Source organism: Gordonia sp. 852002-50395_SCH5434458 (assembly GCF_001665905.1).
Classification (GTDB): domain Bacteria; phylum Actinomycetota; class Actinomycetes; order Mycobacteriales; family Mycobacteriaceae; genus Gordonia; species Gordonia jacobaea.
The window spans coordinates 1-25,235 of sequence record NZ_LZTC01000096.1 but is presented as its reverse complement, the minus strand read 5'-3'; the positions used below and the strand labels follow the sequence as shown (position 1 = coordinate 25,235).

The following is a 25,235-nucleotide window of genomic DNA, read 5'->3' as shown; positions in this document are numbered from 1 at the left end:
TGTCATCAGTCGGAACGTCAAGTATCCCAAGCCATCCGACCATCACTTCTTCGCCAGTGGGCAGTGTCGCCCGCACACCCCCATCACACGACGGCGGTCTCGCCCGTCTCATCGAGGAGTAACCCCATGGCCATGTTCGACGACACCATCACCGAGAACATTGCGAAGTCTCTTGCCGAGATTCCGCATCCCTCCCTGCCCAAGGGTTCGAATATCTACGGCGGCACCAAGATCTTCCCCGACTACCAGGCGGAGGAGGGCGAAACCTACTTCACGCTCGTCCACGGCATCGCGCACGAGTCCTCGGTATCGTTCGTCGCAGTGCTGCAGGCCACCCGCGCGCTACGCAAGGGCTTCGAGTCGGCTATCTACTTCTACGGTCCCGGAGCAATCAATTGCCTTGCCACACGCGGGTTTCCAAAGACCGGTGACTCCGGTTTCCCCGGCGAGCAGAACATCAACGACGCGTTGGAGACCTTCATCAAGGAGGGTGGAACCGTCTTTGCGTGTCGCTTCGGTCTCGCGCTGCACGGTGGTCGGGAAGAAGATCTGATCGAGGGCGTCATTCCGGCACATCCGCTCGACGTGCAGGACGCGCTGATTCACTACGCCCGCAAGGGTGCGATCATCAACTCCACCTACATGGTCTGATCGTCGAGATCCCCACTCCCCGAGAGATATTCACGTGACCACTATTGGTACAGTCGCCGCGAACTTCACGCGCGACCTTGAACAGAACTATCAGACAATCGCCGACTATGTGGCGCAGGCCCGCGCACGAGGTGTCGAGTTCCTGGTGTTTCCCGAGGCCGCGATCGGGGGATACCTCTCATCGCTCGGTAACCACGGCGACACCGTCAAGAACACCAAGCGATCGTTGCCGCCGGCCATCCGCCTCGACGGTCCCGAAATCGCACGCGTGCAGGAGATTGTCGGCGACATGGTGATCGCCATAGGCTTCTGCGAACTCGCTGAGGACGGCGTGACACGCTACAACGCGGCCGCAGTCCTCGACGGCGACCAGATCTACGGCAACTATCGCAAGGTGCACCAACCGCTTGGCGAAAACATGTCCTACTCGTCGGGTTCGGAGTACGGAGTCTTCGACACCCCTGTGGGGCGCGTCGGACTTCAAATCTGTTATGACAAAGCATTTCCCGAAGCCGCGCGCATCATGGCACTCAACGGTGCCGAGATCATCGCAAGTCTCTCGGCGTGGCCGGCGGCGCGTACCGCGACCGCGGAGAATCTGCAGGACGATCGTTGGACTTACCGGTTCAATCTCTTCGATACAGCCCGTGCCCTCGATAACCAGGTGTTCTGGGTTGCCGCAAACCAATCGGGAACGTTCGGTTCGTTGCGGTACGTCGGCAACGCCAAGATCGTCGATCCGGGCGGCAACATCCTCGACACCACGCTGCTCGAAAGCGGACTCGCCGTAGCCGACGTCGACATCGCCGGGACCTTCAGAGCGATGCGAGGCGGGATGTTCCACCTGCGAGATCGTCGTCCGGACGTCTACGGTGAACTCGTCGAGGTGGACCCGACCGGAACCGCGGGATGGCGGGACCTCGCTCATGCCTGAGATGACGTTCACCGTGAGGTGGCCCGATGGTGCTGTGCAGCAGTGCTATTCGCCGAGTCTCGTCATGCGCGACCACCTCAATGTCGGCAGTAGTTACACGGTGGCTGAATTCCGAACCCGTACCGAAGCCGCCCTCGGCGAAGCCGCTGAGCGCGTCCGCGCCAAGTATGGATTCGCTTGTACGTCTGCCGCTGCAACCGCTGAGGACATCAACAACACAGCCCGCCGATACGACGATGAGTCGACCGTCGAGGTTCTCGACATGCATCCGGCACTACCCACTTCCTGACCACATTCTGGAGACATCATGAGCGCACCAGCTCATTCCACACCCCACACCACCCACATCCCGGTGGCGATCATCGGCGGCGGACAAGCAGGCCTGTCGGTCAGCTGGTATCTCGGCCGCGCGGGTATCGAGCACACCGTGATCGAATCTCGGACCGCCGTCCATGCATGGCAGTCCAAGCGGTGGGACAACTTCACCCTCGTCACTCCGAACTGGCATTGCCGGCTTCCCGGCTACGCCTACGACGGCCCGGACCCCGACGGCTTCATGACCCGCGACGAAGTTGTCGAATGGCTGGCCGGATGGCGTGAAACCTTCACTGCCCCACTGCGAGAACACACCACGGTAACTCGCCTGCGAACTATCGGGGATACAGGCTTCGAGCTCACCCTCACCACCGAGGAATCTGTCGAATTGCTGACCTGTGACCAGGTCGTCGTCGCGACTGGCGGCTACCCGCTGCCGGTGGTGCCGTCGTTCGCGCCGTCGTTGGACGCTTCTGTAAAGCAGATCCACTCAGAGCAGTACTGCACACCTGATCAGCTGCCACCCGGCGCCGTTCTCGTCGTCGGTTCCGGACAATCCGGCGCACAAATCGCCGAAGACCTCCACCTCGCAGGCCGGCAGGTGCATCTAGCCATCGGCAACGCGCCGAGGGTTGCGCGCACGTACCGCGGCCGTGACTGCATGACCTGGTTGGCGGACATGGGCATCTATGACACACCGACCGAACAGTTCCCCGGAGGCAAAGCGGCACAGGAGAAGACAAATCACTACGTCACCGGCCGCGACGGCGGACGAGACGTCGATCTGCGGCAGTTCGCCGTCGAAGGGATGAAGCTCTACGGGCATCTGACCGACGGCAAGGACACTGTCTTGCGGTTCGCGCCGACGCTGACCGAATCACTCGATCAGGCCGACTCGGTGTACAACTCGATCTGCGCCGACATCGACCGCTACATCGAGAAAGCCGGAATCGACGCGCCTCCCGCCTCGCGCTACGAGCCCGTCTGGGAACCCGAAACCGAACCCTCCGCGGTCGACCTGGCTGCCGAGGGCATCACCAGCATCGTGTGGGCGATCGGGTACCGACCGGACTACCGCTGGATCGAGGCAAGCGCATTCGACGGTGCGGGCCGGCCGATGCAGACCCGCGGCATCACCCAGGTACCGGGACTGAGCTTCATCGGCCTCCCGTGGATGCATACCTGGGGCTCGGGACGGTTCCTCGGGATCGACCGCGACGCACGCCACATCGCTGAATCCGTCACCGGCACACTCGGTTTGCCCGGGCTCAGACTCGCCGTCGGCTAACCGGGACCACAGGTAACCGACATGACTGTGCAGTCGATCTCCTCGGTATTCGCTGATCGCGCCCGTACCTCGCCGGGCGAAGTCATGGTCATCGACGCCCACGGGCCTGTGACCGCCGGTGAGATTGACGTGCGGGCCAACCGGCTGGCCCACCTCTTGCAGCGCCATCACGTCGCCCACGACGATCTCGTTGAAGTGGCCTTACCCAACGGTGCCGCCTTCGTGGTTGCGTGCGTCGCGGTGTGGCGTGCGGGCGCCACGCCGATGCCGCTCGACCCGGCGATGCCCGCAGAAGAGCGGGAGATACTCGAACAGATCGCCCAGCCTCGAGTTGTCATCGGCGACAACGTATCTCCGCATACAGTCACGGTCGACGAGAACGATGCCCGCGAGCTGCCTGCAGACGCGATTCCCGATGTCTGGGCAAGTTCGTGGAAGGCGCCCGCATCCTCCGGGAGCACAGGACTCCCGAAGATCGTTCGTTCTATGACTCCCGCACTGGTTGACCCTGGTGCTCGAGTGGCGCCGTTCTTCCCCTGCGCGGCAACACAGTTGGTCACCTCTCCGCTGTGGCATTCGACCGCCTTCACCTACGCGTTCCGGGGCTTGACCGCCGGCCATCGCCTGATCATCGAACCGGACTTCGACGAGCGCCGATTCCTCGAACTGGTCGACAGACATTCGGTGACCTGGACAGTCCTCTCGCCTCCGTCGATCCGGCGGCTGGTCCGCCTACCGGAGGAGATACGTGCGGAACACGACATCACTTCGTTGGCATCGATTCTGCACATCGGCGGACGGTGTCCTGTGCCCGACAAGCGCGCACTGATCAAGTGGCTGGGCGCGCACCGCGTGATCGAGGTGTACGCGGGGAGCGAATCCAACGGCGTCACAATGGCGACAGGTCGCGAGTGGCTTGCGCACCCCGGCACTGTCGGTCGGCCGATCGGGGGCACCGAGATCGCTATCCGACGCGACGACGGCACCCGTGCGAACACCGGCGAAACGGGATTGATCTGGATGCGCCGCGGAGACAGACCGTCCTACAGCTACCTGGGTGCGCAGTCGCGCCGCGGCACAGATGGTTGGGATACCCTCGGCGACATCGGCTTTCTCGACGCCGACGACTATCTCTACGTGCTGGACCGAGCAGCCGACGTCATTCGTAGTGGAGACGCCGCGGTGTACCTGGCCGATATCGAGCAAGTCGTCGAACAATTGCCTTTCGTGCGCGGCGCGGTTGCGTTCGCCGATGTGGATTCGGCTGGCAGGCAACATCTCTCGGTCAGCGTCGACATCGCCGACAACGATGCGTTCCCAGCACTCATCGCAGATCATGTCCAACACCACTTTGGCTCCGACTGGCGTCCTGTGCGCGTCATCCTCACCACATCGCCACTCCGCAACGACGCGGGCAAGATTCGACGACGCGCGCTGACCGGCTGCGGCCAGCGCGCGTCGGCCTGACCCCTCGACACGAACGGAACCCACGATGACCGCATCCACCACAACATCCACCCGCGTCGACCTGGCGCTCCTCGGCATCCGGGGCACCCCACCGGTGAACCGCTCAGGCGGAGCCGGACCGACTGACGATGGTCACCTCGTCATCGACGGACTGCATGCGGCAATACCCCGAAATCCCAACAGCCCGTTCGTCTTCGACGGCGATCAAATCCTCTACGACGGAGTCGATTCCGGGCTAGACGTCGCAGTCATCGTCCGACCACGCTTCTATGACCTGCAGACCGAGGACGGCGTCGCCTACGACAAGATCGCCAAACTGCACGGACGTAACGTCTTGGCGACCACCGTGCTGCAGACCTGCATTCGTTACGGCGAAGACCAGCGGTGCCGCTTCTGCTCGATCGAGGAGTCGCTGCGATCCGGCGACACCGTCGCCGTCAAGAAGCCAGAGGACCTCGCCCGAGTGGCGCGAGCAGCAGTCGACCTCGATGGTGTGACGAACATGGTGATGACCACCGGAACATCGGCTGGCCGGGATCGCGGCGCACGGCACCTGGCGCGATGTGTCCGAGCGGTCAAAGCAGCGGTCCCCGAGCTACCAATTCAAGTGCAATGCGAGCCGCCGGCCGATCTGTCGACCATTAGTGACCTGCGTGCGGCCGGGGCCGACGCCATCGGCATCCACGTAGAGTCACTCGACGACGACGTCCGACGGCGCTGGATGCCGGGCAAGTCAACCGTGCCGCTCAGCGAGTACTGGGATGCCTGGCGTGAGGCCGTACGCGTCTTTGGACGCAACCAGGTCTCGACGTACCTGCTCGTCGGGCTCGGCGAAGATGTGGACGAGATGATCTCGGGGGCAAAGGAACTCGCCGACGCCGGAATCTATCCCTTCATCGTCCCGTTCCGCCCCCATCAGGGGACACTTGCCGTCGACATCGACGGAGCGACCGCCCCCGAGCCGCGTATCGTCGAGCAGGTCAGCCGAGAAGTCGCTGCGCACCTGCAACTGATCGGGATGGCCGGGGCTGACCAACGAGCGGGCTGCGCGGCATGCGGTGCCTGCAGCATTCTGCAGAGCGTAGGGGCATGAGATGCTCGACGGCCGCACCACGCCCACCCAGTCCGTACGCCCAGCCGCAACAGAATTGTCGATTCTTGCCGGCTCTCCCCGAGTCTCAGCACCACCGTTTCTCATCCGGGTCGCCGAGACGAACTCCGAGATCGGCGACTATCGACGATTGCGCCACTCCGAGTTCGTCGAGCAGCAGGGGCTGTTCACGCACTCCGATCACGATGACTGCGACGACGATCCACGCACCACGATCCTGATCGCAGTCTCCGCAGACAACGCTGTCCTGGGCGGTGTCCGGGTGTCGCCGTGTACCTCGATCGACATCGGCTGGTGGTCGGGGAGTCGGCTGGTTGTCGCGGACAGCGCACACGCGGCCGGCATCGGTGCCGCACTGATCACGGCCGCCTGTGCCTTGGTCGAGAGCCGCGACGTTCTGCGTTTCGATGCCACCGTCCAGGACCGCTACAGCCGGCTGTTTGCCTCGCTGGGTTGGGAGGACCACGGTGCCGGTCCCACCATCAACGGCCGGGCACACCGCCACAAGTCGTGGCCGATCGGCCGAATCCAAGGCCAGGTCGATTCCACCAAAGCGGTTCTCGCCCAATCACTTCGTCCCTTCGTTGAGCAGGAAGGCGGTCTCGGCCCCGCGGGATTCCGTGGCGACGACGCAGTCCCCGTACCGGACAGCGACATACTTGCCGCCTGCGACGCGATCGTCCCGTCGATGGTCGAGCGTGACCCCGAATGGGCGGGGTGGTGCTCGGTCCTGGTCAACATCAACGACCTTTCGGCCATGGGTGCTCATGCTGTCGGCATGCTCGACGCGGTCGGCGCGCCAACCGTTGCGCATCTGAATCGGATCGTGCGAGGCATCTCGGCAGCGGCACACGCCTGGCGAACCCCGATTCTGGGCGGCCACACTCAGGTCGGTGTACCCGCGGCGCTCTCGCTGACTGCGATGGGTCGCACAGAATCCCCGGTCGCCGCTGGCGGTGGACGGGTCGGCGACCACGTGTCGCTGCTCGCCGATCTCGGAGGCTCTTGGCGCCCAAGCTATTTCGGGCAACAGTGGGATTCGACGAGCTCGCGAACAGCACATGAGCTCGGTGAGATGGCATCCGCCGTGGCTCAGCTGCGACCCGCCGCCGCCAAGGACGTCAGCATGGCCGGACTGGTCGGAACGTTGGGAATGCTGGCCGAGGCGTCGGGCACCGGGGCCGAACTCGACGTGGCCGCGATCCCGCGACCGGCCGACGCCGCAATGGGTGCCTGGCTCACCTGCTTCCCGGGTTACGCGATGCTGATGGCCGACCGCAGTCCGATCACTCGGGCGCACGGGCCTGCCGTCGCGGCCGGCTGCGGTCGCCTCACCGAAACGACAGGAATCCGGCTGAAATGGCCCGACGGTCGTCGCACCGAAGCGATCGCCTCTGCTGTGACGGGACTGGGTCGAGCATGAGAAAGCCGTCGAATGTGCACCGGCGCACCTCGTGTGACGTGAGTAAAGTGCGCTGACATGGGAACCGTCACGATCGGCGCGCTCGCGGGCCACTTCGGCCGCGACGTTGATCGAGGTGTGTCCAAGGCAGTCGGCATTATCGAGGCGGCCGCGCGTGACGGAGTCGATCTGCTCGTCTTTCCCGACGCTGCACTCGGCGGCTATATCGGCGATCTGCGATCCCCGGATCTCGACGACCTACCGCCGGCACTGGACCCTGACGGACCGGAGCTGGCTGCCATCGCCGAGGCCGCCCGCGACATGACCGTGTGTATCGGGTACACCGAGCGCGATGGCGACGTCCACTACAACGCGGCGGCGTGCTTGACCGGTGACGGCGTGCTGGGCTGGCATCGCAAAGTGCATCAGCCCGCCGGTGAATCGAAGGCGTATGCGGCTGGTGACAGGTTCTCCACTTTCTCCACACCGGTCGGACGCATCGGCATGTTGATCGACTACGACAAGACATTCCCCGAGTCGGCCCGAAAGCTCGCGCTCGACGGCGCCGGGATCATCGCGTCTCTCTCGGCGTGGCCGGCCAGCGTCACCGACCGCGCAGCTCGGCTGCCCGCTGACCGGCAGTCTCGGCTGTTCGATCTCTACGACTGCGCTCGCGCCGCGGAGAACCAGGTATTCATGGTGTCCTCCAACCTCACCGGGGTGACCGGGTCGCTGCAATTCCTCGGACAGGCCAAGGTCGTCGGTCCCGGTGGCGACATCCTGGCGACCACGCGATCCAAGGGTGGACTGGCCAAGGTCGAGGTCGACGTGGAGGCCGACATCGCTCGTGCCCGCAGAGTCCTCAACCATCTGTCCGAACTCCGGCCGGACATCTATTCCGCGTCGAGTGCGGAGTCTCGCTGAATGCGCATCGCACTGTTGACCTACTCGACCAAACCGCGCGGTGGAGTCGTGCATACCCTCAACCTCGCGGAATCTCTGGTCGAGCAAGGTGTCGAAGTCGATGTGTGGAGTCTTGCGCGAGGGGGCGACTCGGGGTTCTTCCGCAGCGTCGACGCCGCAGTCACCCAACACCTGGTCCCGTTCGACGACATTCCCGACGAGACGGTCACCGATCGCATCCTGCGATCGATCGATGCGATCCGAAATGCGTTCGACCCCAGCGACTATGACATTGTGCATGCTCAGGACTGCATCAGCGCGAACGCGGTCGGAACATGCATCCGCACGATTCACCACCTCGACCAATTCACCACGCCGGTGCTCGTCGAATGCCACGAGAAGGCTGTGGTGAACCCCTACGCCCGCATCTGCGTGTCGCAGGCCGTCGCCAAGGAGGTCAACGACGGATGGGGTTTCACTCCAACCGTCATTCCCAACGGCGTCGACTATGAACGCTTCGCAGCGGCCGCCGAGCACAGCCGCTCGGCCGTTGTCGCACGAGAGCAGTGGCAAACGAAATTGGGTAGCTACATCCTGGCGGTCGGGGGCATCGAACCGCGCAAGGGGAGTATCGATCTTCTCGAGGCGTACGCGCTGCTCCGTCACGACCACCCCGACCTATCGCTGGTATTCGCCGGTGGCGAAACGCTTTTCGACTATCGCGGCTATCGTGCCGAGTTCGACCGCCGCCAAGCCGAGCTCGGCGTGACACCGATAGTCCTCGGGGCCGTCGACGAGCACGTGCTCCCCTCACTCGTCGCGGCATGTGACGCTTTCGCGTTTCCGTCCGTGAAGGAGGGCTTTGGTCTCGCAGCGATGGAGGCCTTGGCAGCCGGCCGACCGGTGACCGTGCGTGAACTACCCATCCTGCGTGAGGTTTTCGGTGACGTCGTCACCTATGCGACCGATCCGAGGTCATTGGCCATGCACCTTGGCGCCGCGCTCAACGGACATCATCCCGACGTCGACGCGGGTCGGCGCCTCGCGCGCGGATTGACGTGGGACGCCGCGGCGCGCGCCCACCTTCGGTTCTACGAGAAACACCCCTACCCCCGGGCCGCTGCCTGACCGATACGTGCGGAGCCCACCCCTGATGGCTGGAGCTATTCACTCCCGATCCGACCCCTCGCCAAGCTTCGACGCCGAGTTCGCGTACCCGACAAGCGCTTCGGTGGTGCGCTCGATATGTGCGACGAGCGCGGCGGCGGCGCCGTCGGCGTCGCGGGCGAGGGTCAGATCGGCGATCTGCTGGTGCTCGGCGGCGGCGTCGCGATGATCGTCGTGGGCGAGCGCCCTCGACCAGTGGATGTAAAGATCCGAGCAGTCCCGCAATCCGTCGGCTATTGCGGTGAGACGTGTACTGGTTCCTCCGGCGAGCAACGCGTGATGGAATTGCCGATGGGCAACTGACCACTGCGGGTTGATGATTCCGTCCGCATCGGTCAACGGCGTGCGCTGAAGTCGGTGATGTCCGCCCAGCACGTCGGTTTCCCAGTTCAGGTCGCCGTCGGCGATAGATTCCCGCAACGCCATCGCCTCGATGAGGGTGCGCGCACGAGTCAGATCGAGCAGTGCATCGACAGAAAGGTCGGCGACGGTGAACCCGCGCTGCGGCATCGCGACGACGAGCCCCCGCTCGGCAAGTCGAGTCAACGCCTCGCGCAGCACGCTCGGACTCACGCCATAGCGCGTGGCGGTCTCACTGATGTGCACCTTCGATCCCGGCGGCAGGTCGCCGCGCAGCAACTCGTCGCGAAGTCTGTCGTGGACTGTCGCGGCGAGCGTCGCCTTCTCGGGACTCAGGGTCATGAACCGAGGGTATCCGACAAACCGACACTCAGCCGATGTTCGGCATGAATATCTTTTTTTACTTGCTTTGCCGACGGAGATGCCTGCATACTGGCATCGAGCTAGTGAGCCAGCTCACGTTTGAAACCAAGAATGGCGTGGGCTGCAGTACACGAGACCTGACTAAGGACGAAGCGAATGAGAATCAGCAATCTCGGCGGGCGGTTGGCGCTGCTCACCGATACGGGTGCGGTCGACGTCGAGAAGGCCAGCGCAGGACAGTTCGGCGCCGACCCGACGGCCGTCTACGCGAAGTGGGACGAGTTCGTGGCGTGGGCTCGAAGTGCCGACCTGCCGGCAGGCACGTCATATGACGACGCCGATCTGGGGGCGCCGGTGCCCGAGCCCGCGCAGATCTTCGCGATCGGCCTCAACTATCGAGACCACGCCGTCGAATCCGGGCTGGACTTCCCCGCCGAACCACCCGTCTTCACCAAGTTCCGCACCTCGCTGGCCGGCCCGGTCGGCGACCTGGAGTTGCCCACCGACACCGTCGACTGGGAAGCCGAACTGGTCGTCGTCATCGGTCGCGCCGCACGCGATGTGTCTGCGGAGAACGCGTGGGACCACGTCGCCGGACTCACCGTCGGACAAGACTTTTCCGAACGGACCCGCCAATTGGTCCCTCCGGCACCGCAGTTCAGCCTCGGCAAGTCATTCCCCGGCTTCTCGCCGATCGGCCCGGCCGTGGTCACACTCGACGAGTTCGCCGATCCCGCCGACCTCGAGATCAGTTGCACCGTCGACGGAGAGACGATGCAGCACGGTCGAACGAGTGAACTGATCTTCTCGATTCCCGTTCTGATCGAACGACTCTCGGCGGTTCTGCCGCTCCTGCCCGGCGACCTGATCTTCACCGGAACGCCCAGCGGCGTCGGCGGTGGACGCAGCCCGAAACGGTTCCTTCGCGTAGGCGAGGAAATCGTCACGCGCATAGAGGGAATCGGGGAGCTGCGCCAGAAATGCGTCCCCGGCAAGCGACACACGACGGCGTTCGCGTAGCCAGCGGAGAAAGGAAAGCACATGCCTCTGCACAGACTGACCACCATTACGATCGGCGTCCCGGACGTCGACGCCGCCGCGGCGTACTACACCGAGTTCGGCCTCACCCCGCTGGGCGACAACGCCTTTGCCACCTCGGACGGCGGCGAACAGTTCCGTCTCACACATTCGACGCAGCGTCGACTCGTCGAAATCGGTGTTGGCGTCGACGATCCCGACGACCTCGACCGCGTTCAACGGCAACTCGACGCGCTGAGTCTGGACACCGAGCGGTCCGACGGCTCACTCACCGCAACCGAGCCCATCGCCGGGTTCAGGGCCGTCGTGTCCATCGCGCCGCGCATCGAGCAGAAGATCGTCGACCCGACGCCCTACAACGGTCCCGGCCGTGTCGACCGACCCGACAGTCGCGCACCCGGAATCGAGCGGCAGGGCCAGGTGGTCCCGCACAAGCTCGGACACGTCGTCATCGGGTCCACCGATCAGGCAGCCACCCAGAAGTTCTTCACCGACGGCCTCGGCTTCAAGATCAGCGACACCGTGCCCTCGATGGCCGCATTCATGCGATGCTCGACAGACCACCACAACGTGCTCGTCCAGCAGGCGCCGCTGAACTTCTTGCATCATACCTCGTGGCAGGTCGACGACATCGACGAAATCGGCCGTGGCGCAATGGCAATGCTCGAAGGCAATCCGGAACGCCACGTCTGGGGACTCGGCCGCCACCACATCGGGTCGAACTTCTTCTGGTATTTGAAAGACCCGGCAGGGAACTTCTCCGAGTACTACTCCGACATCGACTGCATCGTCGACGACGCGCTCTGGAAGCCAGGCGTGTGGGAGGGCGCCAGAAGCCTGTTCAACTGGGGTCCGCCGCCACCGCCGTCGTTCCTCATGCCAGAAGACCTCGCCGCCCTGATGACCGGCTCCCACAGCTCCGAGTAGGCGCTCTACCACTGCGTTCACGGCGCTGAGCCGAAAGAAGAAGCGCCGGCCGAGAAGACTGATCCGAGAAGGAAATCCGCACATGTTCACCATCGACCGGTTCGCCAAGACCGTTGGTGTCGCCCCCGGCGACTACGACGCCCTGCACCGATTCTCCGTCGACGAGCCAGACCGGTTCTGGGGTGCGGTGTGGGACTTCTTCGACCTCGGCGAGCGCACGGGACCCGTGTTGGCTTCCCGCACGATGCCTGGTGCGCAATGGTTTCCGGAAGTGCACCTGAACTATGTCGACCGGGTGATGCGGTGGTCGTCGTTGCCAGGAGACGCCATCGTCGGAGTGTCCGACGACGGCAATCGGGTGGCCATCCCCTGGTCGGAGCTTCCGGCGCGGGTCTCTGCAACGGCAGAACTACTGCGGGAGAACGGCGTTGGCGTCGGCGATACCGTTGCCGCCTACCTTCCCGACGAACCGGTCGCGGTGATCGCGTTTCTGGCCACCGCATCGCTCGGCGCGATCTGGTCGGGCTGCGGTCAGGACTACGCACCCGAGGGCGCGGCAAGTCGCCTGGCACAGTTGAAGCCCAAGGTTCTGTTTGCGAGCGACGGATACCACTTCGGTGACAAGCAGGTGGATAAGCGCGCCGACACTGCCGAACTGGCTGGGTTGCTTGATATTCCGTTTAGCCACGTGATCACGGAGCTACCCGAACCCACCAATGACACTCCCGCGCTGGCACCGGTGCAAGTGCCGTTCGATCACCCGCTGTGGGTGCTGTTCAGTTCGGGCACAACGGGAAAGCCCAAGGGGATCGTGCACGGACACGGGGGCATCGTCGTCGAGCACGTCAAAGTACTGGGACTGCACAACGAGATCGGTCCGAGTGACGTGTTCTTCTGGCACACCGCACTCTCGTGGATGATGTGGAACTTCCAGGGCGCTGGCCTTCTTATGGGAGCTACGATCGTCACGTTCTCCGGACATCCGTTGGCGCCCAACGCCGATAGGCTCTGGCAGATCTGCGACGACAACCAGGTCACGTTCTTCGGTACCAGTCCCGGGCAACTTCAGGCGTCGCGCAAGGCCGGACTCGAGCCGGGGCGTGATCACGACTTATCGCTCCGCGCGATCGGCAGCACGGGATCACCACTGGCCCCCGACCTGTTCACCTGGGTCGACGAGCACGTGGCCGCCGGCCTGCCCGTGAGCTCGACCTCCGGCGGTACCGACGTGTGCAGCGCGTTCTGCGGTGGCACGCCATCGGTGCCGTACGTACCCGGCGAGTTGACGGTGCGCTACCTCGGATGCGCTCTCGAATCGTGGGCTCCCGACCGCACGCCCCTGATCGGCGAGGTCGGCGAGATGGTCATCACCGAGCCCATGCCGTCGATGCCGATCTCCTTCTGGAACGACCCCGACGACGCAAAGTATCGAGCCGCCTACTTTGACCACGAGTGGGCAGATGGCGTCGCCCCAAACGCGTGGCGGCACGGAGACTGGCTCGAGGTCACCGACCGCGGCTCGGTCATCATCCACGGACGCAGCGACGCGACGTTGAACCGCAACGGTATTCGTATGGGGTCGGCCGACATCTACGAGGTGGTCGAAGCCATCCCCGACGTCGCCGAGGCGATGGTCGTCGGCGTCGACGGACCGAACGCGACGTACTGGATGCCCATGTTCCTCACACTGATGCCGGGTGTAAGCCTGACCGACGAGTTGGTGACAACCATCCGCGACTCGGTGCGAGTTCGGTTGTCGCCACGGCATGTTCCCGACGAGGTGATCGAAGCTCCCGGCATCCCACACACCCGCACCGGAAAGAAGCTCGAGGTTCCGGTGACCGCGATGCTCGCCGGACGGCAGGTCAGCATCGACGCCAAGTCCGTCGACAACCCCGACCTTCTGGCCTGGTACCAGCGAGTCGGCGATCAGCACACCTGGTGATCCAAGCCCACCTCAGCAAGCCCACATAAACCACGACAGTTTCAGTAGCAAGGAAATGAAATGTCAGACAACAGTTCAGAGCGGAACCACGTCGGACGAACAAGCGACGTCCTCATCGTCGGAGCAGGTCCGGTGGGACTCACCACGGCGCTGTACCTGGCCCAATATGGTTGGCAGGTAACCGTTCTGGAACGTTGGCCAGCACCGTACGCACAGCCTCGTGCTGTCCACTACGACGACGAGATCGCGCGCCTACTTGCACGCGCAGGACTCCGGGACCGCCTCGGCGAGTTCTCCGAGGCGGCCGATACCTACGAGTGGCAGAACGCCGACCGCAACACCCTGCTGTGCTTCGACTGGAGCGGCACGGGTGAGTCGGGATGGCCACGCGCCTCGATGTTCAACCAGCCGTCGCTCGAGGCTGAACTCGTCGCAGCGGCAGAGGCGTCGGAGAACATCACCATTCGACGCGGGCACGAGGCCGTCGAGCTGACGCAATCCGACGACTCGGTGGTTGTCACCGCCCACGGACCGACCCTCAAACTGGCCAAATTCACCGCCTCCTACGTGATCGGCTGCGATGGTGCCAATAGCTTTGTGCGCGCACACATGCCGACGCAGATGACCGATCTCGGCTTCTTCTTCGACTGGCTGATCGTCGACGTCCTACCCCACGACGAGCGCGAGTGGAATCCGATCAATCTCCAGATCTGCGATCCAGCGCGACCGACAACCGCGGTATCGGGCGGTCCCGGTCGTCGTCGTTGGGAGTTCATGCGCATGCCCGGCGAGACCATTGAGGACCTCAACACCGAGGAAACGGCGTGGGAGTTGCTCACGCCGTGGGGTCTGAACCGCGGCAACTCCACCCTCGAGCGACACGCCGTCTACACCTTCCAGGCGCGCTGGGCAGACGAATGGCGCTCCGGGCGAATGCTTCTCGCCGGCGATGCGGCCCATCAGATGCCTCCCTTCGCAGGGCAGGGCATGTGCTCCGGCATCCGCGACGCCGCGAACCTCAGCTTCAAGCTCGACCTCGTCCTGCGCGGACTCGCCGACGACGCGCTTCTCGACACCTACGGCGTCGAACGCTCGCGACACGTCCGTCACGCGATCGACCTCTCCATCGAGTTGGGCAAGGTCATCTGCGTCACCGACCCGGCCGCGGTTGCCGAACGCGACACCTTCATGCTCAGCCAGGGCGGCGACCCCGACAAGATCCTGCCGCCGCTACCACCGGCGACGCTGACCGACGGCCTGCTGTACCGGCTGCCGGACGGAACGCCCGGACCTGGAGCAGGCAACCTCTCACCGCAGGGCCGCCTGACCTACCGCGGTGCCACCGGACTGCTCGACGACGTCGTCGGAATCGGTTTCGTCCTCGCCTCGACGATCAATGCGCGCGAACTCCTCACCGACGACCAGCGCGCGCTTCTCGACAGGCTCGGCGCGAAGTTCGTGCGGTTCGTCGCGACAGAAGCCGACGTCGAATCCGATGACGACGCAGTCGATCTCGACGGAACATACCTACCGCACATGACGGAGACCGGTCACGTCGCAGCGCTCGTCCGACCCGACCACTACCTCTTCGGAGTCGCGCGCAGCGGAGACGAGATCGGACTCGTCGTCGACGCTCTTCGTGATCAGTTGGGTTCGACGGTCGGTTTGCTGTCGGAGCTATGAGCCCTTCGTCTGCCGCGTACTTTGCCGGTTTTGCCGTGCGGTGCAAACCGCCTCGGTCGACACGTTAGGATTCCTCGTGGATGCGGGTCGGCTGACTCGCGAATCGACTGAACTACTGACGGGCGGCGATCACCATCCCTACACATACGGGTAAGCAGGCCGTCCAAGAAGCGACGGATTCAGGTTGGTTTGAGGCGCTTGCGCGCGGCGGGCATGTGGTGAGCGGTCTGCTGCACCTGCTGATCGCGTACATCGTGCTGAGGCTGGCGTTCGGCGATGCGGGCAATGCAGACCAGTCGGGGGCGCTCGGAATCTTTGCGTCGTCAACCGGCGGTCGAATTGCCTTGTGGCTCGCGGTGATCGCCTTCGTGGCGATGGCTCTGTGGCGTATCGCCGAAGTCATCATCGGTCCGCACCCGGCCAATCCGAAGGCCGACGACGATGACGGCTGGCTCGATCGCGCCAAGGCGGGTGCGCTCGCTGTCGTCTATTTCGCATTCGCCTGGACGGCAGCACAATTCGCGATGGGGCACGGGCAGTCGAGTGGCCAGCAGAACGCCGGCATGAGCGCGAAATTGATGGGCTCGGGCTTCGGGAAGTTCGTGCTCGTCGTAGCAGGCATCGTCATCATTGCTGTTGGCGCCTACCACATCTACAAGGGCGTCACGAGGTCGTTCTTCGACGATCTGACCATCGACAGCAATCCTGTCGTGAATGCCACTGGCATCGTGGGTTATACGGCGAAAGGCCTTGTCCTTGTCGGAGCGGGAGTTCTGGTGATCGTCGCGGCGATCACGGCCGACCCGTCGAAAGCCACTGGCGTCGATGGTGCGGTGAAAACCGTTGCGGGATGGCCTGCCGGGCAGTTCTTCCTCGTGCTGGCGGCGATAGGCCTTGCGGCGTATGGCATCTACTGCTTCGTCATGGCGCGGTACGCGCGCATGTAGCTGGGCGGTACGCGCGCATGTGACTTGCGGTACGCGCGTATGTCATGGCCCAGCCCCGACCTCCCGCAGGGGAGGCCGGGGCTCGGCGTCGGCGGTGCTATCGCGGAGTGTTGGCGCGAATGCTGTTGATGATCTTGAGGAGTTCGCCGCGCTTGGACGGCGGACCGTCGAACTGGGCGAAGGCGACGCCGTGCTCGCCGTCTGCGGTGTGGAACACGTGGGCAACTGCGACGCGGACCTTGCGAACGCCGTTGAGGGTGCCGGATTGCTCTGCGTACCAGGTGGTTTCGTCGACAGCTCGCCACGCTTCACGGTCGACACGCAGCTGCGAGGTGGCGCGCTTGACGTCGGTTGTGGTGCACCGCGACTCCGCGCACTTCTGGTAGGCGACCAAGCCTCCGGCCGCGGTCGTCTTCGTGGTGCCCTCCTCGAAACATGTTGCTTCGCCGTTGGCCGAGACAACTGACGATCCTGCGCCGCACGACCAGTCGCCGGGAATGCCGAAGGTGTACTCGATGCCTGCGAAGTCGTTGGAGATGACGTACGGACGATCCGACGGGCTGAAGTTGCTGCCCTTGACCGGGCCCGCACCGCCGTCGACGCCGCGCATCGGCGCTGACGGGTAACGCCCACCGGTATCGGCGTGGGCGGTTGCCGCGACCCCGGCGGTGGCGAGGAGTGCCGCGATACCTGCGAGCAGGGCAAGAATGGTGCGTCGGATGGCTGTTGTGTGGGGCGGGGTGGTCTTCACGTCTGGGGTCCTCTCGGGTGGCTTCTCGTAAGCAAGTACCGATTGGATGCGGCCGGACCCGGAGAATGTTCCGGCCGGGTTTGCGACACCTGACTGCGAAACCTGACTGCGACACCGAACTGCCACAATGGACCACGATGTCCACCACGATTCCGCCCGTACCCGCTGACCTGCGCCTCGTCGTCACCGACCTCGACGGCACTCTGCTCGACGACGCCAAGCACATCCCCGACGACCTCTGGCCGCTGCTCGACGAGCTGACCAGCCGCGACATCGTGTTCAGTCCCGCGAGCGGACGCCAGGCAGCGACCCTGCTGCACCAGTTCGGTGAAGCAGTGCCCGGGCTCGTCGTGATCGCCGAGAACGGTGCGGTGGTGGCGCGACAGAACGAGATCCTGCGGACACAACCGCTCGCCGCGAGCAGCGCCGCCGCGGTCCTCGCCCGCGCACGGTCGCTGCAGTCCGACGGCGCCGACATCGGCGTCGTGCTGTGCAGCCCGGAGGTCGCGTACGTCGAGCGTTCCGATGAGCGGTTCCTCGAACAGATCCGCCCCTACTATTACGCGAACAGAATCGTCGACGACCTCGCCGCCATCGACGCCGAACTGGTCAAGGTGGCGGTCTACGACTTCGACGGAATCGAGGACACCACCGCCCCGGCGATTTCAGCACTGCCGATCGACGCCGAAGTCGTTGTGTCCGGGCAACATTGGCTCGATGTGATGACGAGCGGCGTCGACAAGTCGCAAGCCGTTCGGGCGGTGCAGCGTCGGCTCGGAATCAGCCCGGCGCAGACGATGGTCTTCGGGGACTACCTCAACGACCTCGGGATGCTCGGCACCGCCGACTGGTCGTACGCGGTTGCCAACGCGCACCGAAGTATCCTCGACGCCGCGCGGTACGTCGCGCCGTCGAACACCGACAACGGGGTGGTGCGGACGATCCGCGCCGCACTCGACGCGGCCGGCTCCTGACCGCCCGGAAAACTCAGTCGCCCAGAACACTCAGGGGAACCGCGTAGTCCTACGCATCCGCCGCGCCTGCCGCCGCTGACACCGTTGACGCATGTCTTCCTCCAACGAAGTTCCCCAGACCGCAACCACCGCAGCCTTCTTCCTCCAAGCAGCCATCGCCTTCGCCGTCAGCCTCGCCACCGCGTGTGTCGGCATCCTCTACCTCCCGATCGACCCCTGGCAGCGCGGATTCCTCGCCATCACGCTGTTGTTCCTCACCTCCAGCACCTTCACGCTCGCCAAGGTCGTCCGTGACCGCCAAGAACTCACAACGGTCCGTGCCCGCATCGACGAAGCCCGCGTCGACAAGCTCATCGCCGAACACGACCCCTTCAACCGGGTCGCCGGATAATCCGCACTCCACCCGTCAGCAACCCACCCGTCAACAATCCCCCCGACCGCCCCGGCGTCACTCGACTCCGGGGCGGTCTCATGCGCGCCGCCTGCAATTCGACTGCAAGCACCCCGACTGTCAGCAACTCGTCAAGGCTGTTCGACGCCGCGTCAAAGTCTCGTCAAAGACCCGTCAAGACTCTTCCCGACGTCGAGCGCGCGGCGTAGCACTATCGGAATGACGACGATGAGTTCACACGGCTCCGAAGGATTGGGTACGGGGCGATTGGGCACGGAAACAACGGGTTCCGCGATCATCGACCGGCTCGCCGAGGGGCCTGCGGTGTGGGGATCGTTCAGTGCAGGCGCGGGCCGTTACGGCGTGTGCCGCTACCGCCTGGTTGTCTTCCCGCCCGGGATCAGCTCGATGCAGCGTCGACGTCTGCGCCTGTGGCGCGGGTGGCCGGTCTGGGGCCTCGTCGCGTGGCTGGCCGTGGCCGTCGGTCTCAGTTCCATCGGCGCGTCGGGTACGACGGTTCTCGCGACGGCCACCGCCGTGCTCGTCGTTTCGGGTGTGGCCGCGCGACGTACCGCAGGAACTCTGCCGGGTGCCGTACGCACCGTCGACCTCACCACCATTCCCGGATACGACCTCCCCGCAGGGATGCCGACTCCCAAGTCGATCGCCGATACCCTCGCCGAACTACGTTCCGCTGACCGTCGATTGGAGCGAGGCGTGATCGATCCTGTTGAGCACGAGCTCATCTGGCAGCGCGTCTACGACTCCATTCCGCAGCGGCGCCGTCGACTCCCGCGAATGGTACGCCGATGACCCGGGCGATCCGAAACTCATCCCACATCACGCTGTACCGCAGACCAGGAGGAGATCTCATGACCATCGCGATGGAACGTGCCGCGCGGGTCTCGCGTCACCATGTCGCCGTCCGCACGTTCGGGCCGATCAATCCCGATATCGCCGCGGCGCTGGGCGACATGGGAGTGCGCGTCGACGCCGAGCCGTCGCCCGAAGCACGGATCGGACTGATCCTCGTCGACGGGGGTTCGATCAAGAGATCGACATCGCGCTTCGGACTGGACACGCTGGCACGCCCAACGCGAGCGCTGCGCAACGTCGTGGTCTCCTCACTGACCGACCTCGTGCTCGACACCGACGTCGACCGCGTCCTGGTCGTCTGCACCCCGGGAATCGAGCCGACGGAACCGGTCATCTTCAAGCACTGGTTCGGCCAGGTGTGTGCCGACAGCTGGTATCACCTGACGATGAACGGCGGACTCCCTGCGCCGTCGATCACGTCGAAGTTGTTCTCGAACAGGGCATCATGCGACTACATCGCCAATGCGGTGACGTCGTGGTGTGGCCACGCCGAGCATCGTGCGGAGCCACGGCCGTGGCAGTGACAACGTGGTTGCGCAGTCGGTGGTCGATGAGCTCGACTGCCCGCGATCGGGCTCGGCTGGCAGCGAGTCCGCTGGGAGTGCTCGCACCCGCTGCGGACCCCACGAGCCGGGTCGGCACCCCTCATAAGCACAGTTCTTGATGGGAGAGTAAACCTGAGATCAGGGAGGGGAGTACGCCGATCCGAAAGGCAGTTCACCGATGAAGGCCGTCCAGATGGTCAAAGCCGGAGCCGAACCCGAGCTCCGCGACGTTCCGAAGCCCACGCCGGGTCCGGGGCAGGTGCTCGTCAAGGTCACCGCGGCGGGCGCGTGCCACTCCGACGACTTCGTGTTGAACGCGCCGGAAGGCGCATTCCCGTATCCGCTCCCGATGACGCTCGGCCACGAGGGCGTCGGCGTGATCGCCGAACTGGGACAGGGTGTTTCGACGGTCAGCGAGGGCACGGCGGTCGCCATCTACGGCCCGTGGGGATGCGGAGTCTGCCACTTCTGTTCGCAGGGCCTCGAGAACTACTGCTCGCGGGCCGCCGACCTGCAGATCACGCCGCCCGGACTCGGACACGACGGCGCGATGGCCGAGTACGTCGTCGTCGACGACCCGCGGCACCTCGTCCCCATCGGTGACCTCGATCCCGTCACCACGGTTCCGCTCACCGACGCCGGCCTTACGCCCTACCACGCGATCAAGCCGTCATTGAGCAAGCTTCTCGGCGGCACAACCGCCGTCGTGATCGGCTCGGGCGGCCTGGGGCACGTCGCTATCCAGATGCTGCGGCACCTCACCCCGGCGCGGGTCATCGCACTCGACGTCACGCAGGAGAAGCTCGATTTCGCCAAGCAGGTCGGTGCGCACGAGACAGTGCTCAGCGACGCCGACGCCGTCGAGAACGTCCGCAAGATCACCGGAAAAGACGGCGCGACAGCCGTTTTCGACTTCGTCGGATATCAGCCGACGATCAACACGGCGATGGGTGTCGTCGGCACGATGGGCGACGTCACGATCGTGGGACTCGGCGACGGCAAGGCTGCGGCGACCGTTGGCTTCTGGTCACAGCCCTACGAGGTGTCGGTCCGCACGCCCTACTGGGGCGCCCGTGCGGAGCTGATCGAGGTCCTCGACCTCGCGCGCGACGGCGTCCTCGACGTCGCGGTGGAGCGGTTCAGCCTCGACGACGGCGTCGCTGCGTACCGCAAGCTCGCGGCCAACGACCTGCGCGGACGAGCGGTCGTCGTTCCGTAAAGCCTGAGCCTCACTCCAGAGCGATCGTCTGCCACATCTCGACGGTCGCGCCCGCAGCGACGGTGAGGAGATCCGGACCGGCGTTGGCCGTCTCGACGCACACGAACTCGCGCCAGTGCGGCCCGACGTCGGCCATCCCGGAGGCGACGTCGGGCCCCGGGTTCCACACGACGGCGGTGCGCGCGCGATCGCCGGTCACGCGGATGGTCCGGCCAAGACCAGGGTCGACCAGCCGGTAGGTTTCACCCGCATCGGGGTAGAGCCGATCGCTGCGCGGCACGTCGTCAGGCAGTCGCCAGTCGCCCTCCTGGGTCTTGACCTTCAGGTCGTCGAACTTGTCCTCGTACGACTTACCCGAGAGTCCCTCCACGTGGACGTCGGTGGCATCCGAGACACGCAGGTAGTTGTGCAGCGCCTCGGTGAGCACCGCGAGCTCGTCGGCGAGGTTCGTGGTGCGCACACCGATTTCCAGCGTCGTGCCGACGCGCACGATCAGCTCCAGGCGCAGCGTGAGCTGCTCGAGTCCCTGCGGTGCCAACCGCACCTGCGTCACGTCGTCAGCAAGAACCTCGGTGTCCACGACCTGCCACGTCGCGGTGCGCGCGTAACCGTGCGAGGGCACGTCACCGGTCTGGTTCTCCTTCCCGAAGTACGGCCAGCAGACGGGAATGCCACCACGGATGGGCGTCGGCGGCGTCGCGGCCAGCGGCGATACCCACAGCACGTCGTCGGCTCCGGTCGGCCGGTAGGAGAGCACCTGCCCACCGAAGATCGAGATCGCCGCGGTGGCGTGCGGCGTCGTCACGAGCCACGCGTCGAATCCGAATGCTGTCCCGAGCACGACTCCCTGGCTTTCCGATGCAGTCACATCGACAACCTTGACACAGCAGAAGCGCCTAGGGTGGTCGTCGACACTCGAGGAGGCGCAATGGCGCAGGAGTCATGGCAATTCGGCCCGGCCAACGGGACGCTGACCCTTCACACCGGTGTGACCGGCCCGGCATCGCGAACAGGCCACCGCTTGACCATCGAGATGCAGCAGTGGTCGGCGACGGTCACCCTCAGCGACGGCGTGCCGTCCGACGTGTCCGCCTCGATCGACGTCGACTCGCTGACCGTCGTCTCCGGTGAGGGCGGGGTCACGCCGCTGACCGGGCCGGAAAAGTCGCTTGCCAGAAGCAATGCGCTCAAGTCGCTCAACGCGTCGAAGTCGCCGACGATCACCTACGACGCCGCGTCGATCACGACCATCGAGGCCGGCTATCGCATAGACGGGACGCTCTCGATCAACGGCAAGCAACGTCAGCATCCCCTCGACGTCGAGGTTGCCGATGCGGACGGGAAGCGCACCGCCACAATCGAAACCACAGTTTCCCACCGCGACTTCGGGCTGAAGCCGTACTCGATGATGATGGGGGCGCTCAAGGTCGACGACGAGGTGCGCGTGACCATCAGCGTCGAGCTGCCGTCAGATCACTGAAAGTTATTCAGCGCGACCACAGTTCGGCGACCTGCACGTCGCGCCCGAGAATGTTCGACGCCGCTCTGCGTCCCGACTCGAGCGCAGCGGTGACCGTTGCCGGGTCGTCGGTCCACGTGGCCTCGCCCGCCAGATGCACGACGCCCCCGCCCAGCGGTGTCGCCAGCACGTCGTGGTCGGCTGTCGTCGAGCCGACGGTCATGTATGCGTAGGAACCATGCGCGAAAGGGTCATCCTGCCAACGGGTTACGTCGATGCGAGTCGGCTCGGGGACAGCGTCGCCGTAGATTTCGCGCAGCGATTCGAGGACCGATGCCGCGATGTCCTCGTCGCTCCACTCGCGAACCGCGCGAGCGCAGGGGCCGGCGGCGAAGGTGAGTAGCGTCGGCTCGCCGTGAAGTGCAGAGAGGTCGTACCAGGAGTGCCACCACTGGGCGGCCGGTCCCTGTCGACGAATTGCGTAGACCCCGTCATCCCAGAACTTCGATTCGAATCGCAGGAACACCTTCTCGAACGCATTCATCTCCAGCCGATCCAGCGCTCCGGCAACGGGTTCCGGTAGCGGCGGGTCAAAGGTCAGGGCGTCGGATTTGAGAACTCCGACCGATACGGTCACGACGACCCGTGCGGCCGACGTCTCATCGCCCGCGGCATCGATCACGGTGACGCCGTTCTCATCCCAATGGATGTGGGCGACAGAACGATTGAGTGTCACCGAGAGCCCGTCTGCCAGGTGGGTGGCCAGCTGGTCGTAGCCGTCGGGAAACACGACTTCGTCGCCATCCGTCTCGTCGTCGTCGAGTCCGTGGGCATCGAGCTCGTCGATCCACACGCCGTACTGTTCTTCGGTGCGATGGCGAGCGAACTCTCGAACACGTTGTGCTCGTGCGTCATCCCAATCGAGCGCGGTGAGCGTCGTTTCCGTCGCCTCGCCGTATGACACCCCGGCGCCGATCGTTGCGACGAACTTCGACAGCGCGTCGTCGAAGGCATGCACGTCGGCAGCGAAGGCGGCAACGGCGTCGTCGTCGAGTCGTCTGCCGTCAGGGTCGTAGTAGGCGATCGGCCGACTGTCGGGTTGGTAACTACCAACCGTGAATTCGACGGTGCGCATGCCGAAGGCCTCGGTGACGGTGTGCAGCGGGGCGTCGTTGATCCCGTGAATCCACGAGGCGCCACGATCGGTCACCGTGCCACCCGATCGGTCGCTGTGCACGCGTCCGCCGATCCGGTCACGCGCTTCGAGAACAGTGACCCGCTGGCCGGCGCGGGCGAGTAGTCGGGCGGCGGTCAAGCCCGCGATTCCCGCCCCGACAACGACGGTGTCGTAGTCGAGTGGCGATCCGGCCCGTGAGGTCTCCATGAGATCGGTCTACACCGCGACGAGAGGTGGGGCCACCGCAGCGTCGACCGAGTTATTGACATCCCGCCAACGAGCCTCGATGATTGTTGGCGCGACGCCAATAGAGTGAGGACGACGATGACCGGTACCCCGAAACCAGACACCTTGTGCACGCACTTCCAGCGGCGTGTGGTCGACCATGCGGATCGGGTGGCCATCCGCACCGCTGACGGCACGACGTCATTGACCTGGGCGCAGTACGGGCAACGGGTGCGCGAGGTGGCTGCAGGCCTCGCCGCACTCGGGGTCACACGCGGCGACACCGTCGGCATCATGCTCACCAACCGACCCGAGTTCCACATTGTCGACGCCGCGGCGATGCACCTCGGCGTTGTGACCTTCTCGGTCTACAACACCAACGCCGCCCCGCAGATCGCCTACCTCTTCCACAACGCGGAGCCGTCGGTCGTCATCACCGAGGCACAGTTCCTCGAGAGGATCGTCGAGGCGGGTGACGGCTCCGCCGCCGTCGTGGTCGTCGACGCGCCGGACGGAACCGCGGGCGTCACGACACTCGCCGAACTCATCGCCGCGCCCGCACCAGCTGACTTCGATTTCGACGCCACGTATGAGCAGGTCGAACGCTCGGACGTGCTCACGCTGATCTACACGAGCGGCACCACCGGCAACCCAAAGGGCGTAGAGCTCACGCACGCCAACCTGCTCTACCAACTCGAGGTGATCACCGACGTGGTCGGCGACCTCTCCGACGGCCGCGTCATCTCGTACCTGCCCGACGCACACCTCATCAACCGGTGGATCTGCCAGTACGCACCCATGTACTTCGGCATCACGGTCACCGACCTCCCCGACACCAAACAACTCGTCGGGACGCTTGGTCAGGTCCGCCCGACGTTCTTCGTCGCCGTTCCGATGCTCTGGTACAAGATCAAGGGCAGCATCGAGACGACGCTCGACGCCGAGCCGGGAATCAAAGGCGCACTGGCCACGTGGGCTCTCGCTGCAGGCAAGAAGAAGGCTGCGGCGACGGTCGGCGGACGGCGACTGGGCCTGCGCGACACCGTCGCCGCAGCGATCGCCGACAAGCTGGTGCTGTCGAAGCTACGTGCAAAGCTCGGGATGGATTCGCTCGTCG

25 protein-coding genes are annotated in these 25,235 nt (G+C 64.9%); 21 read left to right on the top strand and 4 right to left on the bottom strand.

Translation table 11 applies throughout. The features are described 5' to 3' along the window. The first annotated feature begins 126 nt into the window (after positions 1-126). The 9 genes from A5785_RS20045 to A5785_RS20005 are packed head-to-tail and all read left to right on the top strand — an operon-like array spanning position 127 to position 9,199. Positions 127-651 (top strand): MSMEG_0572/Sll0783 family nitrogen starvation response protein, encoded by a 525-nt coding sequence (locus A5785_RS20045; RefSeq protein WP_005203430.1) that lies wholly within the window; start codon positions 127-129, stop codon positions 649-651. Between the two features lie 34 nt (positions 652-685). After that, complete coding sequence (locus tag A5785_RS20040) at positions 686-1,585, top strand: carbon-nitrogen hydrolase family protein (protein WP_049699300.1); 900 nt, start codon at positions 686-688, stop codon at positions 1,583-1,585. After that, complete coding sequence (locus tag A5785_RS20035) at positions 1,578-1,874, top strand: MSMEG_0570 family nitrogen starvation response protein (RefSeq protein WP_064868701.1); 297 nt, start codon at positions 1,578-1,580, stop codon at positions 1,872-1,874. The genes A5785_RS20040 and A5785_RS20035 overlap by 8 nt, the downstream gene beginning before the upstream one ends. Before the next feature lie 18 nt (positions 1,875-1,892). After that, positions 1,893-3,188, top strand: coding sequence for an MSMEG_0569 family flavin-dependent oxidoreductase (locus A5785_RS20030; RefSeq protein ID WP_064868698.1), 1,296 nt, complete (start codon positions 1,893-1,895; stop codon positions 3,186-3,188). A 21-nt stretch (positions 3,189-3,209) separates the two neighbouring features. Then, positions 3,210-4,655 carry an AMP-binding protein gene (locus tag A5785_RS20025; RefSeq protein WP_064868695.1) on the top strand — a complete coding sequence of 482 codons (1,446 nt, stop codon included), beginning with the start codon at positions 3,210-3,212 and terminating at the stop codon, positions 4,653-4,655. Between the two features lie 25 nt (positions 4,656-4,680). Next, complete coding sequence (locus tag A5785_RS20020; RefSeq protein WP_064868692.1) at positions 4,681-5,748, top strand: MSMEG_0568 family radical SAM protein; 1,068 nt, start codon at positions 4,681-4,683, stop codon at positions 5,746-5,748. Position 5,749: 1 nt separating this feature from the next. Then, positions 5,750-7,189 carry an MSMEG_0567/sll0787 family protein gene (locus A5785_RS20015; protein WP_064868690.1) on the top strand — a complete coding sequence of 480 codons (1,440 nt, stop codon included), beginning with the start codon at positions 5,750-5,752 and terminating at the stop codon, positions 7,187-7,189. Between the two features lie 57 nt (positions 7,190-7,246). After that, entirely contained in the window at positions 7,247-8,092 is an 846-nt protein-coding gene (locus A5785_RS20010) for a carbon-nitrogen hydrolase family protein (RefSeq protein WP_005203415.1), read from the top strand. Further along, positions 8,093-9,199 carry an MSMEG_0565 family glycosyltransferase gene (locus A5785_RS20005; protein ID WP_064868686.1) on the top strand — a complete coding sequence of 369 codons (1,107 nt, stop codon included), beginning with the start codon at positions 8,093-8,095 and terminating at the stop codon, positions 9,197-9,199. It begins immediately after the preceding gene. 39 nt (positions 9,200-9,238) lie between these two features. Here A5785_RS20005 and A5785_RS20000 read toward each other — a convergent pair whose 3' ends face one another. Beyond that, positions 9,239-9,940: a GntR family transcriptional regulator gene (locus A5785_RS20000; RefSeq protein ID WP_064868683.1), complete on the bottom strand. Its 702-nt coding sequence runs from the start codon at positions 9,938-9,940 to the stop codon at positions 9,239-9,241. Between the two features lie 177 nt (positions 9,941-10,117). Between A5785_RS20000 and A5785_RS19995 the strand changes: the two genes are divergently transcribed. The 5 genes from A5785_RS19995 (at position 10,118) to A5785_RS19975 (ending at position 16,501) form a co-directional block, all read left to right on the top strand. Further along, positions 10,118-10,981: a fumarylacetoacetate hydrolase family protein gene (locus A5785_RS19995; protein ID WP_049699474.1), complete on the top strand. Its 864-nt coding sequence runs from the start codon at positions 10,118-10,120 to the stop codon at positions 10,979-10,981. A 21-nt stretch (positions 10,982-11,002) separates the two neighbouring features. Then, entirely contained in the window at positions 11,003-11,926 is a 924-nt protein-coding gene (locus A5785_RS19990; protein ID WP_064868680.1) for a VOC family protein, read from the top strand. A gap of 82 nt (positions 11,927-12,008) precedes the next feature. Then, positions 12,009-13,871, top strand: a complete 1,863-nt coding sequence (locus A5785_RS19985) for an acetoacetate--CoA ligase (RefSeq protein WP_064868676.1) — start codon at positions 12,009-12,011, stop codon at positions 13,869-13,871. Positions 13,872-13,931: 60 nt separating this feature from the next. Continuing rightward, positions 13,932-15,554, top strand: a complete 1,623-nt coding sequence (mhpA, locus tag A5785_RS19980) for a bifunctional 3-(3-hydroxy-phenyl)propionate/3-hydroxycinnamic acid hydroxylase MhpA (RefSeq protein ID WP_064868673.1) — start codon at positions 13,932-13,934, stop codon at positions 15,552-15,554. A gap of 215 nt (positions 15,555-15,769) precedes the next feature. Beyond that, positions 15,770-16,501 carry a DUF1206 domain-containing protein gene (locus tag A5785_RS19975; protein ID WP_064868670.1) on the top strand — a complete coding sequence of 244 codons (732 nt, stop codon included), beginning with the start codon at positions 15,770-15,772 and terminating at the stop codon, positions 16,499-16,501. 97 nt (positions 16,502-16,598) lie between these two features. Here A5785_RS19975 and A5785_RS19970 read toward each other — a convergent pair whose 3' ends face one another. Next, the gene (locus A5785_RS19970) at positions 16,599-17,252 is read right to left on the bottom strand and encodes a hypothetical protein (RefSeq protein WP_064868667.1); all 654 of its coding nucleotides are present in this window, start codon (positions 17,250-17,252) and stop codon (positions 16,599-16,601) included. A 137-nt stretch (positions 17,253-17,389) separates the two neighbouring features. Here A5785_RS19970 and A5785_RS19965 point away from each other — a divergent pair, with 137 nt between their 5' ends. The 5 genes from A5785_RS19965 (at position 17,390) to A5785_RS19945 (ending at position 21,257) form a co-directional block, all read left to right on the top strand. Next, on the top strand, positions 17,390-18,226 hold the full coding sequence (locus tag A5785_RS19965; RefSeq protein WP_064868810.1) for a Cof-type HAD-IIB family hydrolase: 837 nt from the start codon (positions 17,390-17,392) through the stop codon (positions 18,224-18,226). Between the two features lie 91 nt (positions 18,227-18,317). Further along, positions 18,318-18,617 carry a YiaA/YiaB family inner membrane protein gene (locus A5785_RS19960; protein WP_064868664.1) on the top strand — a complete coding sequence of 100 codons (300 nt, stop codon included), beginning with the start codon at positions 18,318-18,320 and terminating at the stop codon, positions 18,615-18,617. A gap of 228 nt (positions 18,618-18,845) precedes the next feature. Then, complete coding sequence (locus A5785_RS19955; RefSeq protein WP_064868807.1) at positions 18,846-19,430, top strand: DUF6611 family protein; 585 nt, start codon at positions 18,846-18,848, stop codon at positions 19,428-19,430. Between the two features lie 59 nt (positions 19,431-19,489). Next, a complete protein-coding gene (locus tag A5785_RS19950; protein WP_152930085.1) occupies positions 19,490-20,017 on the top strand; it encodes a hypothetical protein in 528 nt (175 codons plus the stop codon). Between the two features lie 199 nt (positions 20,018-20,216). Further along, positions 20,217-21,257 (top strand): NAD(P)-dependent alcohol dehydrogenase, encoded by a 1,041-nt coding sequence (locus A5785_RS19945; protein ID WP_064868661.1) that lies wholly within the window; start codon positions 20,217-20,219, stop codon positions 21,255-21,257. 10 nt (positions 21,258-21,267) lie between these two features. On the opposite strand, the gene A5785_RS19940 is transcribed toward A5785_RS19945, so the two are convergent. Beyond that, entirely contained in the window at positions 21,268-22,125 is an 858-nt protein-coding gene (locus A5785_RS19940; protein WP_064868657.1) for a D-hexose-6-phosphate mutarotase, read from the bottom strand. 60 nt (positions 22,126-22,185) lie between these two features. Between A5785_RS19940 and A5785_RS19935 the strand changes: the two genes are divergently transcribed. Beyond that, the gene (locus tag A5785_RS19935) at positions 22,186-22,737 is read left to right on the top strand and encodes a YceI family protein (protein ID WP_064868654.1); all 552 of its coding nucleotides are present in this window, start codon (positions 22,186-22,188) and stop codon (positions 22,735-22,737) included. Between the two features lie 7 nt (positions 22,738-22,744). On the opposite strand, the gene A5785_RS19930 is transcribed toward A5785_RS19935, so the two are convergent. Next, complete coding sequence (locus tag A5785_RS19930; RefSeq protein WP_064868651.1) at positions 22,745-24,100, bottom strand: flavin monoamine oxidase family protein; 1,356 nt, start codon at positions 24,098-24,100, stop codon at positions 22,745-22,747. Between the two features lie 117 nt (positions 24,101-24,217). Between A5785_RS19930 and A5785_RS19925 the strand changes: the two genes are divergently transcribed. Beyond that, the coding region (locus A5785_RS19925) for an AMP-binding protein (RefSeq protein WP_156528166.1) at positions 24,218-25,235 on the top strand (1,018 nt) is incomplete at its 3' end.

Excerpts from the sequence above, each read along its gene's own strand:
- A5785_RS20030 (WP_064868698.1), top strand. The coding sequence starts at position 1,893 with ATGAGCGCACCAGCTCATTCCACACCCCACACCACCCACATCCCGGTG.
- A5785_RS19995 (WP_049699474.1), top strand. The coding sequence starts at position 10,118 with ATGAGAATCAGCAATCTCGGCGGGCGGTTGGCGCTGCTCACCGATACG.
- A5785_RS20010 (WP_005203415.1), top strand. The coding sequence starts at position 7,247 with ATGGGAACCGTCACGATCGGCGCGCTCGCGGGCCACTTCGGCCGCGAC.
- A5785_RS20035 (WP_064868701.1), top strand. The coding sequence starts at position 1,578 with ATGCCTGAGATGACGTTCACCGTGAGGTGGCCCGATGGTGCTGTGCAG.
- A5785_RS19985 (WP_064868676.1), top strand. The coding sequence starts at position 12,009 with ATGTTCACCATCGACCGGTTCGCCAAGACCGTTGGTGTCGCCCCCGGC.
- A5785_RS19950 (WP_152930085.1), top strand. The coding sequence starts at position 19,490 with ATGACCATCGCGATGGAACGTGCCGCGCGGGTCTCGCGTCACCATGTC.
- A5785_RS20000 (WP_064868683.1), bottom strand. The coding sequence starts at position 9,940 with ATGACCCTGAGTCCCGAGAAGGCGACGCTCGCCGCGACAGTCCACGAC.
- A5785_RS20015 (WP_064868690.1), top strand. The coding sequence starts at position 5,750 with ATGCTCGACGGCCGCACCACGCCCACCCAGTCCGTACGCCCAGCCGCA.
- A5785_RS20020 (WP_064868692.1), top strand. The coding sequence starts at position 4,681 with ATGACCGCATCCACCACAACATCCACCCGCGTCGACCTGGCGCTCCTC.
- A5785_RS19935 (WP_064868654.1), top strand. The coding sequence starts at position 22,186 with ATGGCGCAGGAGTCATGGCAATTCGGCCCGGCCAACGGGACGCTGACC.
- A5785_RS19990 (WP_064868680.1), top strand. The coding sequence starts at position 11,003 with ATGCCTCTGCACAGACTGACCACCATTACGATCGGCGTCCCGGACGTC.
- A5785_RS19960 (WP_064868664.1), top strand. The coding sequence starts at position 18,318 with ATGTCTTCCTCCAACGAAGTTCCCCAGACCGCAACCACCGCAGCCTTC.
- mhpA (WP_064868673.1), top strand. The coding sequence starts at position 13,932 with ATGTCAGACAACAGTTCAGAGCGGAACCACGTCGGACGAACAAGCGAC.
- A5785_RS20025 (WP_064868695.1), top strand. The coding sequence starts at position 3,210 with ATGACTGTGCAGTCGATCTCCTCGGTATTCGCTGATCGCGCCCGTACC.
- A5785_RS20005 (WP_064868686.1), top strand. The coding sequence starts at position 8,093 with ATGCGCATCGCACTGTTGACCTACTCGACCAAACCGCGCGGTGGAGTC.
- A5785_RS19955 (WP_064868807.1), top strand. The coding sequence starts at position 18,846 with ATGAGTTCACACGGCTCCGAAGGATTGGGTACGGGGCGATTGGGCACG.
- A5785_RS19930 (WP_064868651.1), bottom strand. The coding sequence starts at position 24,100 with ATGGAGACCTCACGGGCCGGATCGCCACTCGACTACGACACCGTCGTT.
- A5785_RS19965 (WP_064868810.1), top strand. The coding sequence starts at position 17,390 with ATGTCCACCACGATTCCGCCCGTACCCGCTGACCTGCGCCTCGTCGTC.
- A5785_RS19945 (WP_064868661.1), top strand. The coding sequence starts at position 20,217 with ATGAAGGCCGTCCAGATGGTCAAAGCCGGAGCCGAACCCGAGCTCCGC.
- A5785_RS20045 (WP_005203430.1), top strand. The coding sequence starts at position 127 with ATGGCCATGTTCGACGACACCATCACCGAGAACATTGCGAAGTCTCTT.